General features: G+C 67.3%; 15 protein-coding genes. 12 read left to right on the top strand and 3 right to left on the bottom strand.

The window, feature by feature from the left end:
- Positions 1-32: 32 nt before the first annotated feature.
- The 3 genes from ACNKW1_RS06450 to ACNKW1_RS06440 form a co-directional block, all read right to left on the bottom strand.
- A complete protein-coding gene (locus ACNKW1_RS06450; protein WP_418363755.1) occupies positions 33-338 on the bottom strand; it encodes a monooxygenase in 306 nt (101 codons plus the stop codon).
- 150 nt (positions 339-488) lie between these two features.
- Positions 489-1,322 carry a class I SAM-dependent methyltransferase gene (locus ACNKW1_RS06445; protein WP_418363754.1) on the bottom strand — a complete coding sequence of 278 codons (834 nt, stop codon included), beginning with the start codon at positions 1,320-1,322 and terminating at the stop codon, positions 489-491.
- Positions 1,323-1,414: 92 nt separating this feature from the next.
- Positions 1,415-2,440, bottom strand: coding sequence for an AraC family transcriptional regulator (locus ACNKW1_RS06440; protein ID WP_418363753.1), 1,026 nt, complete (start codon positions 2,438-2,440; stop codon positions 1,415-1,417).
- Between the two features lie 248 nt (positions 2,441-2,688).
- Between ACNKW1_RS06440 and ACNKW1_RS06435 the strand changes: the two genes are divergently transcribed.
- The 12 genes from ACNKW1_RS06435 to ACNKW1_RS06380 all read left to right on the top strand — a co-directional run bounded on the left by ACNKW1_RS06435 (position 2,689) and on the right by ACNKW1_RS06380 (position 15,005).
- On the top strand, positions 2,689-3,522 hold the full coding sequence (locus tag ACNKW1_RS06435) for an ABC transporter ATP-binding protein (RefSeq protein ID WP_418363752.1): 834 nt from the start codon (positions 2,689-2,691) through the stop codon (positions 3,520-3,522).
- A gap of 1 nt (position 3,523) precedes the next feature.
- On the top strand, positions 3,524-4,408 hold the full coding sequence (locus ACNKW1_RS06430) for a branched-chain amino acid ABC transporter permease (RefSeq protein ID WP_418363751.1): 885 nt from the start codon (positions 3,524-3,526) through the stop codon (positions 4,406-4,408).
- Complete coding sequence (locus tag ACNKW1_RS06425) at positions 4,408-5,448, top strand: branched-chain amino acid ABC transporter permease (RefSeq protein ID WP_418363750.1); 1,041 nt, start codon at positions 4,408-4,410, stop codon at positions 5,446-5,448. The genes ACNKW1_RS06430 and ACNKW1_RS06425 overlap by 1 nt, the downstream gene beginning before the upstream one ends.
- 49 nt (positions 5,449-5,497) lie before the next feature.
- Positions 5,498-6,667 (top strand): ABC transporter substrate-binding protein, encoded by a 1,170-nt coding sequence (locus ACNKW1_RS06420; RefSeq protein WP_418363749.1) that lies wholly within the window; start codon positions 5,498-5,500, stop codon positions 6,665-6,667.
- Between the two features lie 3 nt (positions 6,668-6,670).
- Positions 6,671-7,483: an ABC transporter ATP-binding protein gene (locus ACNKW1_RS06415; RefSeq protein WP_418363748.1), complete on the top strand. Its 813-nt coding sequence runs from the start codon at positions 6,671-6,673 to the stop codon at positions 7,481-7,483.
- Positions 7,484-7,491: 8 nt separating this feature from the next.
- Positions 7,492-9,342, top strand: a complete 1,851-nt coding sequence (locus tag ACNKW1_RS06410) for an AMP-dependent synthetase/ligase (protein WP_418363747.1) — start codon at positions 7,492-7,494, stop codon at positions 9,340-9,342.
- A gap of 150 nt (positions 9,343-9,492) precedes the next feature.
- On the top strand, positions 9,493-10,629 hold the full coding sequence (locus tag ACNKW1_RS06405) for an acyl-CoA dehydrogenase family protein (protein WP_418363746.1): 1,137 nt from the start codon (positions 9,493-9,495) through the stop codon (positions 10,627-10,629).
- Positions 10,630-10,645: 16 nt separating this feature from the next.
- Positions 10,646-11,845: a thiolase family protein gene (locus tag ACNKW1_RS06400; protein ID WP_418363745.1), complete on the top strand. Its 1,200-nt coding sequence runs from the start codon at positions 10,646-10,648 to the stop codon at positions 11,843-11,845.
- A 19-nt stretch (positions 11,846-11,864) separates the two neighbouring features.
- Positions 11,865-12,632: a 3-hydroxyacyl-CoA dehydrogenase gene (locus ACNKW1_RS06395; protein ID WP_418363744.1), complete on the top strand. Its 768-nt coding sequence runs from the start codon at positions 11,865-11,867 to the stop codon at positions 12,630-12,632.
- A 248-nt stretch (positions 12,633-12,880) separates the two neighbouring features.
- Positions 12,881-13,693, top strand: a complete 813-nt coding sequence (locus ACNKW1_RS06390) for an enoyl-CoA hydratase/isomerase family protein (protein WP_418363743.1) — start codon at positions 12,881-12,883, stop codon at positions 13,691-13,693.
- Between the two features lie 82 nt (positions 13,694-13,775).
- A complete protein-coding gene (locus ACNKW1_RS06385) occupies positions 13,776-14,237 on the top strand; it encodes a CopD family protein (protein WP_418363742.1) in 462 nt (153 codons plus the stop codon).
- 138 nt (positions 14,238-14,375) lie between these two features.
- A complete protein-coding gene (locus ACNKW1_RS06380; protein WP_418363741.1) occupies positions 14,376-15,005 on the top strand; it encodes a class I SAM-dependent methyltransferase in 630 nt (209 codons plus the stop codon).
- Positions 15,006-15,015: the final 10 nt, after the last annotated feature.

Here is a 15,015-nt window from a genome sequence, read left to right as displayed (position 1 = left end):
GCTCGTCGCGCCGAAGGAAGTCGTAAACCTCTTCAGACCAGCGGGGCGCGATCGATCTGCGAAAGGGGAACGTTGACCTCGAAAAGTTTGGCGTTGACCGTCGGTACGCCGAAACCAAGCAGGCGTGCACGGTGCATGTCGAGGTAGGCCTCGGCGCTGGCGCGGTCTTCGAAGAGGTAGATCCCGCCCGCCTCGCCAGTGTCGCGGTTCTCGGTCCAGATCTTCCAGGACAGGCCAGGCTCCCCGGCAATGGAGGCCGCAAGATCGCGCATGCCCGTGCTCATCTCTTCGCCCCAGGGGCCGTTGAAAGGGAAGTCAACCTGCAGCAGGACAGCCATGAATACCTCCGTGTAAGTGTATGTGGCCGGCGTAGCGCTTCTCTGCCGGCCGGACGTTCGCAGTGTATCAGGTGGAGGATTCCCGCCCTGTGACACCAGCGCGCCTCCAGGGGCGCAACTGGGCCGGCCGGGGTGTCGCGCAGATCGCCCTCAGGCGGTGAAGAAGCGTTCGGAGAGTTCGTCGAGGCCGAAGGTGCCGAGCAGCTCGGTGAGGCGTTCGGCAGCGCGTTTGCGCGGCCGGTCGGGCTGATGGCGCGCGATGATCAGTTCGTTCTTCATCGAGTGCTCCCAGCCAACGAGTTCGGTGACGGTGACCTCGTAGCCGTGTGCCTCGAGCTGCAGGCAGCGCAGCACGTTGGTGAGGTGGCTGCCGAATTCGCGCGTGTGGATCGGGTGCCGCCACAGCTCTGCGATCGGGTGGCGCAGTGCCTGCTGCTTGTGCTTGCGCAGCACCGCGGCAACCTCGGCCTGGCAGCAGGGCACGAGCACGATGGCGCGTGCGCCCTTGTGCAGCGCGAAGCGGATCGCGTCGTCGGTGGCGGTGTTGCAGGCGTGCAGCGCGGTGACGATGTCGATGCGCCCGGGCAGGCGGTCCGAGTCGATCGATTCGGCCACGCTGAGGTTCTGGAAGCGCATGCCCGCAGAGAACCCGAGCTTGTCCGCCAGCCGGCGCGAGCTCGTCACCAGCTCGTCGCGCGTCTCGATGCCGTGGATGCGCCCGCCCGGCGCGTGCTGCTTGAAGAACAGGTCGTACAGGATGAAACCGAGGTAGGACTTGCCCGCGCCGTGGTCCACCAGCTGCAGGTCGGGGTGCTCGGCCAGCGCTTCGGCCAGCAGCGGCTCGATGAACTGGTAGAGGTGATAGACCTGCTTGAGCTTGCGCCGGCTGTCCTGGTTGAGCTTGCCGTCGCGGGTGAGGATATGGAGCTGCTTGAGCAGCTCGATGGATTGGTCGGGGCGGATCTCGGGGTGCTGGGCGGTCATGGACTGGAAGAGAAGGAGGAGGCCGGGAGGATGGGCCGAATGTACCCTGACGCCGGGCGCGTACCAAGTGTGGTTTCTGCGCGGACGAGCGCTCAGACTTTGGCGCGCGCGCGCCGATAGCTGCCCGGCGGCGTCCCGGTCCATTGCTTGAAGGCGCGGTTGAAAGCGGCCGGATCGTCGAAGCCGAGGTCGGCGCCGATGCTGGCGATCGGTTCGTCGGTCCGCGAGATGCGGGCGATGGCCACGTCGCGCCGAAGGGCGTCCTTGACCGCCTGGAAGTGCGTGCCCTCGGCGTCTAGCCGGCGTGCCAGCGTGCGTGGCGAGATGTGCATGGCGCGCGCCACGTCCTCCACCGTCTGCGGACGGCCTAGCCCGGCTTCCAGCAGGTCGCGCACGCGGTGGGTGAACAGGCGTTCGCTGACCGAGACGTGGATCCAGTCCATCGGCGCCTTGCGCAGGAAGGCCGATAGCGAGGCCTTGTCCTGGCGGATCGGCGCGTCCATGAAGGCCGGCTCGATGTGCAGTGCGGTAAGCGCCTGGTCGAAGCGCGCCGGGCCGGCGTACATGTTGATGTACTCGCCGGCATGCGCTGGGGCGGGGTAGTTCAGATCCACCCTTGCGAACAGCAGTTTGCGCTCGATCATCCACGACGCGATTCCCTGCACCAGCATCAGCATCAGCTCCAGGATCAGCATCCGGTGGCGGCCGAGGTCGGTGCGCTCGACCAAGGTGATGCGCGTCAGTCCGTCCTCCTCGCCCATCTCGTAATGCAGGTCGTCCAGCACCAGGCGGAAGAACCAGCAGAACCGGTGCAGGGCGACGCGCAGGTTGGCGGCGTCCAGCATGCCGAGGCACAGGAACTTGAGCGTGCCCGCGCGCAGGGGCCGCGAGAACATGCCCGGCGTTTCGTCGTCGAGCTCGATGGCGAGCGTGCGGTAGAACAGTGCGAACTGTTCCACCGTGACACGAGCCGAGTCCTGCTGGAGCAGCGCCGGGGCGATGCCGGCACGGCCGATGCAGTCGAGCGCCAGCGGCCGGTGTTCGACGAGGCGGTCGAGTAGCTGGCCGATCATGCGGATCGGCACGGTGACGGCGGGGGCGTTCAGGCGTTCGGTCATGGCGCTTGCGATGCTGCAGTGCGAGGTCGGGATGTCTCGATCAAGTGGCAGGAAATGTCAATCGATCGGCCGGTTCTGCCATCCACAACCAGGCCCGTACTGCCTAGTATGGCCTGCAAATAGCGGCAGAAAAAAGATTAATGCCCAAGCCGGCGGCTCGCGATCCCCAAAAGGTTCGCGTTCGCTGGCAATTAAAGCACGGCACGCGCAGTCCGTCCGGCAAGAGGCGGCTGGCAGGAGGAGACAAGGTGCATCCAGGCAAGGCCAATCCGATCCTCGAGGTCGAGGGGCTCACGTTGTCGTTCGGCGGCATCAAGGCGCTGACCGATGTGGGCTTCGAAGTCGCTCCGGGGTCCATCACCACCGTCATCGGTCCGAACGGCGCGGGCAAGACTTCGCTGTTCAACACGATCTCCGGTTTCTACAAACCCTCGACGGGGCGCATCCGCTTCCAGGGCGAGGACATCACCGCCACCCGGCCGCCCGAGCGCGCGAAGCTGGGTCTGGCGCGCAGCTTCCAGAACATCGCGCTGTTCCGCGGCATGACCGTGCTCGACAACATCAAGCTCGGTCGCCATGCCCACCTGCGCACCAACGTGCTCGACGCGCTGTTCTACTTCGGCCGTGCGCGGCACGAGGAAATGAAGCTGCGCCAGGAGGTCGAGGAACGCATCATCGACTTCCTGGAGATCGACCACATCCGCCACATGCCGGTGTCGGTGCTGTCCTACGGCCTGCAGAAGCGGGTGGAGATGGCGCGCGCGCTGGCGATGCGACCCAAGGTGCTGATGCTGGATGAACCGGTCGCCGGCATGAACCGCGAGGAGACCGAGGACATGGCGCGCTTCATCCTCGACGTGCGCGAGGAGTGGGGCGTGACCGTGCTGATGGTGGAGCACGACATGGGCATGGTCATGGACCTGTCGGACCACGTCGTGGTGCTCAACTTCGGCCAGGTCATCGCCGACGGCACGCCGGCCGAGGTGCAGGCCAACCCGGAAGTGATCAAGGCCTACCTGGGTTCGGGTGACGTCTCCGAGTTGCGCCAGCGCCTCCATCAACCTCTTGCAGTGGGAGCCTGAGATGGAATTCGACTGGCTTTTCCTGGCCGAGATCGTGCTGGCCGGCCTCGGCGCCGGCGGCCTGTACGCACTGACCGGCCTCGCTTTCGTGATGATCTACAAGGCCACACGAGTGGTGAACCTGGCGATCGGCGAGATGCTGATGATCGGTGCCTACCTGTGCTTCGGTCTCGCCACGGCGATGAACATGCCGATGTGGCTGGCGATCCTGGTTGCGGTGATCGGCAGTGGCGTGGCGGGTGCGCTGCTCGAGCGGGTGGCGATCCGGCCGATGCTGGGCGAGTCGCCGATCTCGGTGTTCATGGTCACGGTGGGCCTCGCGTCCATCCTGGTCGGCGTGGTCGAGCTGATCTGGACCTCGGAGCCGCGCCGGCTGCCGGAGTTCATGCCGAGCACGCCGGTGATGATCGGCGAGGCCTTCGTGCCGCCCAAGGTGTTCTACGGCTTCCTCGTCGCGGCGGTGCTGATCGGGGTGGCGCTGGCGGTGTTCCGCTTCTGGCGCGGCGGCGTGGCGCTGCGGGCAACGGCCTCGGACCAGCAGGCGGCCTACTCGATGGGCATCAACGTGCCCAAGGTGTTCTCGCTGTCCTGGACGGTGGCGGCAATGATCGCGGCCGTCGCCGGCGTCATCGTCGGCGCGGTGGGCGGCATCTCCTCGACCATGGGGGTGTTCGGCCTGTCGGTGCTGGTGGTGGTGATCGTCGGCGGGCTGGACAGCGTGCTCGGCGCACTGGTCGCCGGCCTCTTCATCGGCGTCGTCGAATCCCTTGCGGGGGGCTTCCTCGGCGGCGAGTTCAAGCTGCTGGCCACCTTCATGATCCTGATCGTCGTGCTGCTGGTCCGTCCCTACGGCCTGTTCGGCACCCATGAAATCGAGAGGTTGTAATGCGCATCGGAACCGCACGCTCCAGTTACCGCCACGACGAGTCGCTGTTCGACAGCCGCACCCAGTACGCCTGGCTGGCCGTCCTCGCCGTCGCGCTGCTCGGCTTCCCCTTCTTCGCCGACGAGTACTGGCTCTACCTCGCCTGCCTGGTGGCGATCAACATCGCCAGCACCACCGGGCTCAACATCCTCACCGGCTACACCGGGCTGGTGAGCCTGGGGCAGGCCGCCTTCATGGGCATCGGCGCCTACACGGTGGCGGCGCTGGAGCAGAAGCTTGGTACGCCGGTGCTGCTCAACCTGCTCGCCGGCGGCTTCGTCGCGATGCTCGGCGGGCTGGTGGTGGGCCTGCCCTCGCTGCGGGTCAAGGGCCTGTACCTGGCGATCGCCACCATCGCCGCGTCGGTGGTGCTGCACTTCGTGTTCGCCAACTGGCATTCGGTCACTGGCGGCCATGCCGGCATCACGGTGGCGCCGGCGGAGATCCTCGGCCTCAGCTTCGACACCTCGTTCCGCCTGTACTGGCTGTTCGTGCCGATCACCATCCTGATGGTGCTGGGTGCTGCCAACCTGTTCCGCACCCGTATCGGCCGCGCCTTCATCGCGATCCGCGACCGCGACATCTCGGCCGAGGTGCTGGGCATCCCGCTGCTGCGCTACAAGCTGCTGTCCTTCGGCCTGTCGTCCTTCTATGCCGGGGTGGCGGGCGGCATGTGGGCCTACTTCTTCCGCGTGGTCACGCCGGAGAGCTTCCCGCTGATCATGTCGATCTTCTTCCTCGCCGCGGTCATCGTTGGCGGCATGGGCACCATCCTCGGAGCCATCCTCGGCGCGGTCTTCATGACCATGGTGCCCGAGGCCCTCAAGCTCATCGTCGGCTGGCTGCCGCTGTCGGCCGACGCCACGCTGATCCTGTCGCCGGTGCGCACCATCGTGTTCGGCGCGCTGATCGTCGGCTTCCTCGTGTTCGAGCCGCTCGGCCTGCAGGAAATCTGGCGCCGCATCCGCCGTTTCTTCCACCTCTGGCCGTTCCGGGCCTGAGTTTTCCTCGCCTCATCGCATCACCACACATAAAGAGAAGGAGACAAGCATGAGAAGAACCGTACTCAAGAGCCTGCTGGCCACCGCGGTCCTGGCAGCCACCGCAGGCATGCCCGGGGTCCAGGCGGCAGACAAGGAAATCGTCATCGGCGGCTCGATCCCGATGAGCGGCGTGTTCGCCTTCGCCGGCATCGGCATCCACGCCGGCATCCAGGACTACGTGAAGATGGTCAACGACGCCGGTGGCATCGAGGGCCACAAGCTGCGCTATGTGCCCGAGGACAGCGCCTACAAGGTCGACCAGTCGGTGGCCGCGTTCAAGAAGATCACCAGCCAGAACAAGGTGAATTTCTACTACGGCGACTCCACCGCCTTCAGCAAGACCATCAACCCCGAGCTCGACCGCGCCGGCACGATGATCATGTCGGGTGCTTCCTTCGCCACGGAGCTGAACGACCCGAAGAAGTACCCCTACCAGTTCATCGCTGGCCCCGACTACACCCAGCAGTTCGGCATCCTGCTGCGCTACATTGCCAAGGAAAAACCGGGCGCCAAGGTGGCTTTCGTCTATTCCGACACCGAGTTCGGCCGCGACCCGATCGAGAGCAGCCGCGGCGTCGCGAAGGAGTTGGGGCTCAACGTTGCCATCGAGATCATGACCCCGCCGGGCGCGGTCGATGTGTCGACCGAGATGGCGAAGATGCGCCGGGCGAGGCCGGACTTCATCATCTTCCACGGCTACATCCTCGGCCCGATCCCGGAGTTCATCGGCCAGGCGCGCCAGCTCGGCCTGGACACCAAGTTCATGGGCACCTTCTGGACGATGGACAACTCGACGGTCATGCAGATGGGCGACGTCGCCGAGGGCTTCATGGGGGTGATGCCTTACAGCTATTACTACGATGACTCCACCCCGGCGCCCATGCTGGAGAAGATCCGCGCGATGCGGCCGGAGTACCAGAACGTGCCCTACATCCAGGGCTTCCTGTCCGCCATGCTCTACGCCGAATCTGCCCGGCGCACGATCGCCGCGGGCAAGGAGATGACCGCGGCCAACTTCAAGGCGGCGCTGAACTCGATCGAGAACTTCGACACCGGCGGCCTGATCGGCGTGCCCATCACCATTCGTGGCAACACCATCCCGGTCGGCCGCATCTACCGCGCCGACACCAAGGCCAAGCGCATGGTGCCGGCCTCCGACTGGATCGTGCTGGAGTAAGCGATGAGTGCGGCCGAATCCGTCCTCGAGGTGAACAACATCGAGGTGATCTACAACAAGGCGGTGCAGGTGCTGCGTGGCCTGTCGCTGTCGGTGCCGCGTGGGCAGATCGTCGCACTGCTCGGCTCCAACGGCGCGGGCAAGAGCACCACGCTCAAGACCGTGTCCGGCCTGCTGGGGCTGGAGAACGGCGAGCTGACGCGCGGCGAGATCCGCTTCGAAGGCAAGCCGCTGGCGGGTTCCAAGCCGCACGAACTCGTGCGCGCGGGGCTCTTCCACGTAATGGAAGGGCGCCGCGTGTTCGAGGACCTGACCGTGGAGGAAAACCTCGTCTCCGCGACCTATGCGCTCACCGGGCGCAGCGGCGCGAAGGCCGACTACGACCTCGTCTACGAGTACTTCCCGCGCCTGTACGAGCGCCGCAACGGCCTGGCGGGCTACCTGTCGGGCGGCGAGCAGCAGATGCTGGCGATCGGTCGTGCGCTGATCGCGCGGCCCAAGCTGATCCTGCTCGACGAACCCTCGCTGGGCCTGGCGCCGCTGCTGGTGGAGAACATCTTCCAGATCATCGCCCGCATCAACGCCGAGCAGAAGGTGTCGATGCTGCTGGTGGAGCAGAACGCCTCGGTGGCGCTGGCGGTGGCGCACTACGGCTACATCATGGAGAACGGCAAGGTCGTCACCGACGGCCCGGCCGAACGCCTGGCCGCCGACCAGGACGTGCGCGAGTTCTACCTCGGCATGGGCGGGCACGGCGAGATGAAGAGCTTCCGCGACATCAAGCACTACAAGCGCCGCAAGCGCTGGCTGTCGTGAGCGAGAGGATGGCCATGAGCAAGAACCCCGAAGTCAATCCGCTTCCCAGGCTGACCCTGCCGCAGATGCTGCGCGAGCAGGCAAGGCAGCATCCAGCACGCATCGCCATCCGCCAGAAGGATTTCGGCATCTGGCAGGGCATTTCCTGGGACGACTACTACCGCCGCGCCGGCCATGTCGGCCTGGGGCTGCGTGCGCTCGGCCTGTCCGCCGGCGGCCACGTCGGCGTGCTCGCCGAGAACCGCATCGAATGGGTGCTGACGCAGATGGGCTGCGGCCTGGTCGGCGGCATCGCGGTCGGTGTCTATCCCACCAGCCCGGCGCCCGAGGTGGCCTACGTGCTGAACCACGCCGACGTCGAGGTGGTGGTGTGCGAGGACCAGGAGCAGACCGACAAGGTGGTCGAGGCGCTCGACCAGCTGCCCCATCTGCGCGCCATCGTGGTGATGGAGACCAAGGGCCTGCGCAACGCCGATGAGCGTGTGCGCGACCGCATCCTGTCCTTCGCCGACCTGGAGACGCTCGGGGTCGAATACGAGGCCACCCACCGTCACCTGGTGGAGGAGACGCTGGCGACGCAGCGGCTCGAGGACATCGCGCTGATGATCTACACCTCGGGCTCCACCGGCAAACCCAAGGGCGCGATGATCAGCTACGCCAACATCCGCGGCGTGGCGCCCGGCATCGCCGATCGCCTGGGCCTGTCGGCGGACACCAGCCATCTGTCCTACCTGCCGCTGTGCCACGTCGCCGAGCAGATGCTGACCACCTTCTGCCCGATCTACCTGGGCTCCACGGTGGCCTTCGGCGAGTCGATCCGCACCGTGCAGGAAGACCTGCGCGAGATCGCGCCGACGATGTTCCTGGGCGTGCCGCGCATCTGGGAAAAGCTGCACTCGGCGATCAGCATCAAGATGCAGGAGAGCGGTCCGCTGCAGCGCTGGCTGTTCGACCGCGCGATGGCCGCCTGCGCGCCCTTCGCGCACAAGGCGGCGGCGCAGCGCACCGCGGGCGAGCGCCTGAGCTACGCCTTCTGGTACTGGCTCATCCTGCGCGCGCTGCAGAACTTCATCGGCCTGCGCCGGGCGCAGGTGGCGCTGACCGGCGCCGCGCCGATCCCGCCCGCGGTGGTGCAGTTCTTCCGCACGCTGGGCGTGCCGCTGGTGGAGGTCTATGGCCTGACCGAATCGACCGGCATGATCACCGGCCAGCCGCTGGATGCGGCCCGCTTCGGCTCGGTCGGCACGCCGATCCTCGGTGTCGAGCACCGGATCGGCGAGCGCGGCGAACTGCTGATCCGGGGCGAGATGGTGTTCGCCGGCTACTACAAGAACCCGGAGGCGACCGCCGACAGCATCCGCGACGGCTGGCTGCACACCGGCGACGTGGTCGAGGCGCGCGACGGCCAGCTCTACATCGTCGATCGCCTGAAGGACATCATGATCACCGCCGGCGGCAAGAACCTGACGCCGTCCGAGATCGAGAAGACGATGAAGGCCAGCCCCTATATCAAGGAGTGCATCGTCGTCGCCGACGGGCGCAAGTTCGTCTCCGCCCTGATCCAGATCGACTACGAGACGGTGGCGAAGTGGGCAGAGGGCCGCCAGATCCCCTTCACCCACTTCCGCTCGCTGGTCGAGCACCCGGAGGTGCGCGCGCTGATCGACGCCGAGATCGCACGCGGCAATGGCCAGCTCGCGCAGGTCTCGCACATCCGCCGCTTCCACCTGCTGACCAAGGAACTGGACCACGACGACGGCGAGGTGACCGCGACGATGAAGGTGCGCCGTTCCAGCATCTACAAGACCTATGCCGACGTGATCGAAGCCATGTACCGGGGAGAGGCCGCCCATGCGTGACCACTCCCCGGCGCGTGCGGGTGCGCCACCGGGCTGAGTCCCCGGGGTTTTCGACGACGTTTTCCCTTCTTTTCGGCGCGGCGTGCGCGGGCACGCCGGAGCCTGTTGTGCGCGGCGCTGCCTGCCCGGGGTCGCCGCGCCGGAGACATCATGGATTTCCAACTGAATGCGGAGCAGCGCGAGATCCGCGATCTCGCCCGCCGCTTCGCCGAGCGCGAGATCGTGCCGCGCGCAGCCGAGGCCGATGCCAGCAAGGCCTTCCCGGTCGAGGTGCATCAGCGCGCTCAGGAACTCGGCCTGCTGGGGATCAACCTGCCCGAGGCGGTGGGTGGGGGCGGTCTGGGCTGCCTCGAACTGGTGCTGGTTACCGAAGCCTTCTGCCGCGGCTGTCTGGGGATCGGCACTGCCCTGTGCGTGAATGCGCTGGCCACCGAGCCGATTGCGATCGCCGGCAGCCAGATGCAGCGTGATCGTTATCTGCGCGCGGCTGCCAACGGCGCGCTCGCGAGCTTCGCCATGACCGAGCCGGGCGCGGGCTCCGACGTTGCCGGCGTGCGGACCCGCGCCGAGCGGGTGGAGGGCGGTTATCGCCTCACCGGAAGCAAGATCTGGATTTCCAACGCCAACCTGGCCGAATTTCTCGTCGTTTTCGCCAAGACCGCACCGGATGCCGGACATCGTGGCATGACGGCCTTCATCGTCCCGCGTGCCAGTGCGGGTCTGACGGTGGGTGAGCCGCTGGGCAAGCTCGGTCAACGCTGTTCGCCCACCTGTGAGGTCTTCCTGGATCAGGTGTTCGTGCCCGAGGATCACCGCCTCGGTGAGGAGGGCGGCGGCTTCGCGCTGGCGATGGCGGTGTTTGACCACTCGCGGCCGATGGTGGCCGCCTTCGGCGTCGGCCTCATCGAGCGCTGCCTCGACGAGTCGCTCGCCTACGCCACTCAGCGCAGCAGTATGGGCCGGCGCCTGATCGACCACCAGGCCGTGGCGCACAAGCTGGCCGAGATGCGCATGAAGCTCGAGGCCGCGCGCCTGCTTACCTACCAGTCGGCCTGGCTGCTCGACCAGGGCAGGCCGAACACGATCGAGGCCTCGATCGCCAAGGCCTTCGCCGCCGATGCCGCGATGTGGGCGGCGACCGAGGCGGTGCAGATTTTCGGCGGCATGGGCTACTCGACCGAATACCCGGTGGAAAAGCTCTTCCGCGACGCCAAGGTGCTGCAGATCTACGAAGGCACCAGCGAGATCCAGCGCAACATCATCGCCCGCGAACTGCAGCGGGCCTGAACCCGAGGACCCAGCAATGACCCCATCCAATTCCTCCAATCCGAACGAAGCGCTGATTCTGGGCGCCGTCCGCACCCCCTTCGGCCGCCGCGGCGGGGCGCTGCGCGAGACCCGCCCGGACGAACTGCTCGCCACCGCCATCGGCGGCGTGCTGGCGCGCACCGGACTGCCGGCCGATAAGGTCGGCGACGTGCTGGCCGGCTGCGTCAGCCAGGCCGGCGAGCAGGGCGCCAACATCGCCCGCCAGGCGCTGTTGATCGCCGGGCTGCCGGCTGAGGTGCCGGGCGTGTCGATGAACCGCATGTGCGGCTCCAGCCAGTTCGCCACCCATGCCGCTTCGCAGGCGGTGGCTGCGGGCGACCTCGAGTTTGCCATCGGTTGCGGCGTCGAGAGCATGAGCCGGGTGCCGATGTTCCTCGATCTGACCCTGGGGCAGGGCGACTTCCGTGGCTTCGACAATCTGCATCCGAAGATCCTCGCGCGCTTCGCCATTCCGCATCAGGTCGAGAGCGCCGAGCGCATCGCCGACCAGTGGCAGATCTCGCGTGCCGAGATGGATGACTACGCGATGGAAAGCCACTGCCGTGCCGAGGCGGCGCGCGCGGCCGGCCTGCACACCGAGATCCTGCCGGTGGCGGGTGTGGACAAGGAGGGTGGCACGATCACGCTGGCGCACGACGAAGGCATCCGTGCGGTGATCGATGTCGAGCGCATGCGCGCCATGCAGCCGGTGTTCCGCCAGCCGGGCGAGGGCGGCGTGACTGCGGCCAACGCCAGCCAGATGTCCGACGGCGCGGCCGCGGTGCTGGTCGGTCGGCGCGCGGCGGCCGATGCGCTGGGCATCCGGCCGCGCGCGCGCTTCCGCGCCCGCGTCGCGGTCGGTTCGGACCCTGTGATGCAGCTCACCGGGGTGATCCCGGCGGCGCGCCGCGCGCTGGAGATGGCCGGGCTGTCGATCCGCGACATGGACTGGATCGAGGTCAACGAGGCTTTCGCCAGCGTGGCCCTGTGCTTCATGCGCGAGTTCGCGCCGGACATGGACCGTTTCAACCCCTGGGGCGGCGCGATCGCCCACGGCCACCCGCTGGGCGGCACCGGCGCCGGCCTGATGGCCAAGATGCTCGCAGGCCTCGAGCAGCGCGACGGCCGCTTCGGCCTGCAGGTCATGTGCGTCGGCCACGGCATGGCCACCGCAACCATCATCGAACGCATCTGAGACACAGGGAGCACACGCAATGAAGATCGCAAACTCGGTATTCCTCGTCACCGGCGGCGCCTCGGGCCTGGGCGCCGCCACCGCGCGCATGGTGGTCGAAGGCGGCGGCAAGGTGGTGCTTGCCGATCTCAATGAAGAGGCGGGCAAGGCGCTCGCGGCGGAGCTGGGCGCAGCGGCCTGCTTCGTGCGCACCGACGTCACCGACGAGGCGTCGACGCAGGCAGCGGTCGATGCCGCGGTGACGGGCTTCGGCGGCCTGCACGGTCTGGTGTGCTGCGCCGGCGTGGCGCCGGGCGAAAAGGTCGTGGGCAAGGAAGGCCCGCACCGCCTCGACAGTTTCATGCGCGGGGTGACGATCAACCTTGTCGGCACCTTCAACCCGATCCGCCTCGCCGCCGACGCCATGAGCAAGGCCGCGCCGAACGAGGAGGGCGAGCGCGGCGTGATCGTCACCACCGCCTCGGTCGCCGCCTTCGACGGCCAGATCGGCCAGGCGGCCTACTCGGCGTCCAAGGCCGGCGTGGTCGGCATGACGCTGCCGATCGCGCGCGAGCTGGCGCGCTACGGCATCCGCGTCATGAGCATCGCGCCCGGCATCTTCGAGACGCCGATGCTGCGCGGGCTGCCACAGCAGGTGCAGGATTCGCTCGGCCAGATGGTGCCTTTCCCCTCGCGCCTGGGTCGTTCCAGCGAATACGCGCAGCTGGTGAAGTCGATCTGCGAGAACCCGATGTTGAACGGCGAGGTCATCCGCCTGGACGGTGCGATCCGCATGGCGGCCAAGTAAGCTGCGTGTTCGAGTTGCGCATTTCGCTTTCCATCCTGCTCGCTGTTTCGCTCCCCCTCTTCTCCCGGTAGGGCCTCGCCCCTGAGGCAGGCGCGGCCACGTGTGTCTGTGCGGGCGCGGGCGTGCGGGCCGGGGCGTGTCGGGTCAGGGGGTGGGCGAGGGGTGTGGCGGGGGGGGGGTGCCCGGCGATGGCGCATCGCGTATCCTCGTCCGCATACGCAAAGAATGTACTCAAGGAGATTATGCCGATGTCTGATTCCACCGCTGCCGATTCATCCGTGCGCCTCGAGCGTGAGGGCGGGATTGCCTTCATCACCCTTGACCGTCCGGCCTCGCGCAACAGCCTCGATCTCGCGATGGGGCTCGCCTTGCGCGATGCCGTGCGCGCCTTGCAAGCGGAGCCGCCACGGGCGGTCGTGCTGCGCAGCAGCGGCGCACATTTCATGGTCGGTGGCGATGTGCGCCGTTTCGATGCCCTGCTGCAGGACTCGCAGCAGGAATGCGCCGAGGAGATCGGGTGCCTGATCGATGCGGTGCACGAGGCGGTTGCGGGCCTCACGAGACTGCCGTGCCCGGTCATCGGCCTGGTGGCCGGCTCGGCGGCGGGTTTCGGCATGTCGCTGGCGATCGCCTGCGACATTCTGGTTGCGGCCGACGATGCGCGCTTCGTGTTTGCCTACAGCGCGATCGGCACCACGCCGGACGGCGGGGCGAGCTGGCATCTCTCGCGCCGAGTGGGGCTGCAGCGCGCGCTGGCGATCGCGTTGCTCAATCCGCAGATCGATGCCGCACAGGCGAAGGATATCGGCCTGGTGGCCGAGGTCGTGCCGGTGGCGCAGCTGCAGGACAGCGGGCTCGCCATGGCGCGCCGCCTCGCAGACGGGCCGGCGGCAGCGCAGGCCGGGATCAAGCGATTGCTGCGGTCGGGGCTGAACAGCGACTTCGCGGGTGCGCTTGATGCGGAGAAGGCGAGCTTTCTCGCCATGTCGGCAACTGCGGACTTCGGCGAGGGTGTGCGCGCCTTCTGCGAGCGGCGTCCGGCGCGCTGGCAGGGCCGATAGCAGGGCCGATCGCGGCGCTTGCCGCGCGGGGCCTCTTTTGCGGCACAATCAGGACGCTTTCGATACCTTTTGAGGTGGCGCCATGGCTCTTGATTCCTTTCTGCTCCTCCTGCACGTGACCGGCGTCGTCGTCTGGGTGGGCGGCATGTTCTTTGCCTATGTCTGCCTGCGTCCGGAGGCAGCCAGCCAGCTCGAGCCGCCGCCGCGCCTGCGGCTGTGGCGCGGGGTGCTTGCGCGCTTCTTTGTCTGGGTGTGGGTGTCGGTCGTGGCCGTGCTCGCGAGCGGGCTCGCATTGATCCTGGGCTATGGTTTTGCTGCGGCACCGCTCTACCAGCACCTGATGCTCCTGATGGGCCTGGTGATGATCGCCATCTACGCCTTCGTCTTCTTCGTTCCGTATGCAGGCCTGAAGCAGGCCGTCGCAACGGAGGAATGGAAATCGGGCGGCGCGGCGCTCGGGCGCATCCGTCAGCTTGTCGGGACCAACCTGACCCTGGGCCTGCTGACCATCGCGATGGCGACACTCGGCCGCTGGCTGGTTTGAGCATTCCGTGTTGACCGTGCGGATGCATCCGGGCGCGGGCGAGCGCCCGCCCTGGTAGCGGGCGGCTGCGTCCGCGAGCCACGGGGGGGGCGGCGATGCGCACGGGCGCGATGTCGCCGCACGATTTCAGGAGAAACGATGAACGCACACGAACAGGAACGCATGTGGTCTTCGCGCTTTCGCGACGCGGGCGAGGACTATGTATTCGGCACCACCCCAAACCGTTTTCTGGCAGCGCAATCGGCCTTGCTGGCTTCCGGCGCCAATGCGCTTTCGGTGGCCGATGGCGAGGGGCGCAATGCGGTGTGGCTGGCCGAGCAGGGCCTGCAGGTGACGGCGACCGAGATCTCGCCGGTGGCGCTGGAGAAGGCGCGCAAGCTCGCGGCTGGCCGTCACGTCGAGGTCGATTTCGTGCTTGCGGATGCGGTTGCTTGGGCGTATCCGGAGGCCGCGTTTGATTTCGTGGTGGCGATCTTCATCCAGTTCGCCACGCCGGCGCAGCGCGCGAGCATCTTTGCGGGCATGGTTCGCGCGCTCAAGCCGGGCGGCCATCTGATCCTGCAGGGCTATACGCCGAAGCAACTCGAGTTCCGTACCGGCGGGCCGTCGGCGGTCGACCATCTGTACACCGCGGACATGCTGCGCGAAGCCTTCGGCGCGCTCGAGATCCTGCATCTGCAGGAATACGAGGACGTGCTCGATGAAGGGGTGGGCCACAAGGGGCATTCGGCCTTGGTAGGCCTGGTCGCGCGCAAGCCGGCTGCGTGAGCGGGGACGC

Origin of the sequence: Thauera sp. WH-2, from assembly GCF_048321015.1 — a bacterium.
GTDB lineage: Bacteria > Pseudomonadota > Gammaproteobacteria > Burkholderiales > Rhodocyclaceae > Thauera.
Note: the sequence above shows the minus strand (reverse complement) of the source record. Positions and strands in the feature narration are given on the sequence as shown.